Origin of the sequence: Mesorhizobium sp. M7A.F.Ca.MR.362.00.0.0, from assembly GCF_004023175.1 — a bacterium.
GTDB lineage: Bacteria > Pseudomonadota > Alphaproteobacteria > Rhizobiales > Rhizobiaceae > Mesorhizobium.
The window spans coordinates 1-1,888 of record NZ_RZTF01000663.1 but is presented as its reverse complement, the minus strand read 5'-3'; the positions used below and the strand labels follow the sequence as shown (position 1 = coordinate 1,888).

General features: G+C 62.7%; 3 protein-coding genes. 2 read left to right on the top strand and 1 reads right to left on the bottom strand.

The window, feature by feature from the left end; all coding sequences use genetic code 11:
- Positions 1–216, bottom strand: a 216-nt coding sequence (locus EOC06_RS36565) for a LysR family transcriptional regulator (protein WP_128310070.1), incomplete at its 3' end; no start/stop codon positions are given.
- 108 nt (positions 217–324) lie between these two features.
- Here EOC06_RS36565 and EOC06_RS36560 point away from each other — a divergent pair.
- Both EOC06_RS36560 and EOC06_RS36555 read left to right on the top strand, forming a co-directional pair.
- Positions 325–615: a muconolactone Delta-isomerase family protein gene (locus EOC06_RS36560; protein ID WP_128310069.1), complete on the top strand. Its 291-nt coding sequence runs from the start codon at positions 325–327 to the stop codon at positions 613–615.
- A 178-nt stretch (positions 616–793) separates the two neighbouring features.
- Positions 794–1,792 (top strand): transporter, encoded by a 999-nt coding sequence (locus EOC06_RS36555; protein ID WP_128310068.1) that lies wholly within the window; start codon positions 794–796, stop codon positions 1,790–1,792.
- Positions 1,793–1,888: the final 96 nt, after the last annotated feature.

Here is a 1,888-nt window from a genome sequence, read left to right as displayed (position 1 = left end):
CAGGGCGCGGGCCTCGGTGAGGAAGGCGCGCCCCTCGGTGTTGAGATGGACCCGCTGCTTCGACCTTTCAAAGAGGGAAACACCCAACTGCTCCTCGAACTGGATGATCTGCCGGCTGAGTGGCGACTGAGAAATATGCAGCATTTCGGCGGCGCGCCCGACATTGCCGGTTTCGGCGACGGTGACGAAATACCTGATCTGGCGCAGGTCGAACATTTTTTCTCCAGGCTCCAGTCCCCCGAGGTCTCAACTTTAGCCTAACCAGTCTTGGACAGTCTGACCAGCGGGAGCGATAGTTCGGCCATCCAACCAAAGGAGACCGCCATGCAGTTCTTTGCCCTTCTCACCCGCAACACCGAAAAATTTGCCGATGCCGATTTCGCTCCGCTTCTGCCCGGCGAAGCCGAACAGCGGCGCACGCTCTATGCCGAAGGCGCGGTACGCCAGGTGTGGAACCGAGGCGACATCCCGGGCAGCGGCATGATGTTCGAGGCTGCTGACGATGCAGAGGTTCGCGGCCATCTCGCCACCTTGCCGTTGGTCAAGGCCGGCATGATGGACATTGCCGCAATCGTGCCCCTCAAGCCCTATCCGGGTTTCGGCCCGAAGCACTGACTAGGGCACAATCCGGGGGTGGCGAAGGCGTCACCACCGGATTGACGCAGGTGATCGACAGACCGTGATCGGCTGTCAAGAAACCGTCACACCGAACCGGGTTCGCTCGTGCTAGAAATCAAGGCCAGGCAGCCGCCGTGCGGTGCCATGTCCGAAACCTACATCTGGCACCGCGCCCATGGATATCACTCTCGCCCCGGAAGGCACCGACCTGTCGCCCTACCTGCCCGACGAGCACGGATTGTTCTTCATCTATCATTTCACCGCTGAGGGCGTGCGAACCAGGGACGCCACCGCCGCGCACTGGACATGGCGCAGCTACCAGCTTTCCGACATGCGGGCCCGCCATGAGATCGGCGCCGACCAGGCTTTGCCGGCACCTGTGCGCGAAGCTTTCCTGTCCGCCAGCCATGGCTGCCATATCGACCTCGAGGACGACTGGCTCTATGGCGATCTGCCGGACCTGCGCCATGACTATTCGGCGGAAGCGGGCGGGCTTGGCCATTTCCGCTTCGCGCTCAACGACACGATGCTGGTCGGCGCCCGCAAGCAACCGCTGCAGTCGGTCGACAACATCCGCAAGGCGATCGAGAATGGATCGCGCAAGTTCCGCTCGCCGGCCGAGTTGATCGAGGCGGTTGTCGGCCAGTCTTTTGACGGCATGGTGGCTGAACTTGCGGCACTCGGCGACAGCCTCGACGGGATCGAGGATCGCATCGTCTGCGACGCATGGCACAATGAACGGCAATCCCTCGTCGACGCGCGCCGGCATCTGGTAGTGATCCACAGGCAGATGGCGACGTTGACCAATCTGTTTCGCCATCTCGACCACTCGCACCGTAACGACCTGCCCGACAGCATCAACGACATGGCCGCGCGTCTTTCACACAGGGCGCAGACGCTGCACTATGATGGCGAACAATTGCAGGCACGCGCCCGGCTGTTGCAGGACGAGCTTATGGCCAAGCTGACGACGCAGTCGAACCGGCTGCTGTACGTACTGTCGGTGATGACGGCGGTGCTGTTGCCGATGACCATCATCTCGGGCCTGTTCGGCATGAATGTCGGCGGCCTGCCGCTGGTCGACACGCCAATGGGCTTCTGGGTGGTGACGGCGGTAGCGATGGTGATCGCGGGCGCGACCTATCTCTTTGTCAGGCGGCTCGGACAGATGTAACGCCCGCCCGGCGACTTTCACGCCGAGGCGCGAAGATCCTCGATGATGGTGCCGGCGGCGGCGGCTTCCGCTTCGTGGTCGGGCTCGCGCCAGATC

Coding starts and splice junctions, on each gene's coding strand:
- EOC06_RS36560 (WP_128310069.1), top strand. CDS start 325: ATGCAGTTCTTTGCCCTTCTCACCCGCAACACCGAAAAATTTGCCGAT.
- EOC06_RS36555 (WP_128310068.1), top strand. CDS start 794: ATGGATATCACTCTCGCCCCGGAAGGCACCGACCTGTCGCCCTACCTG.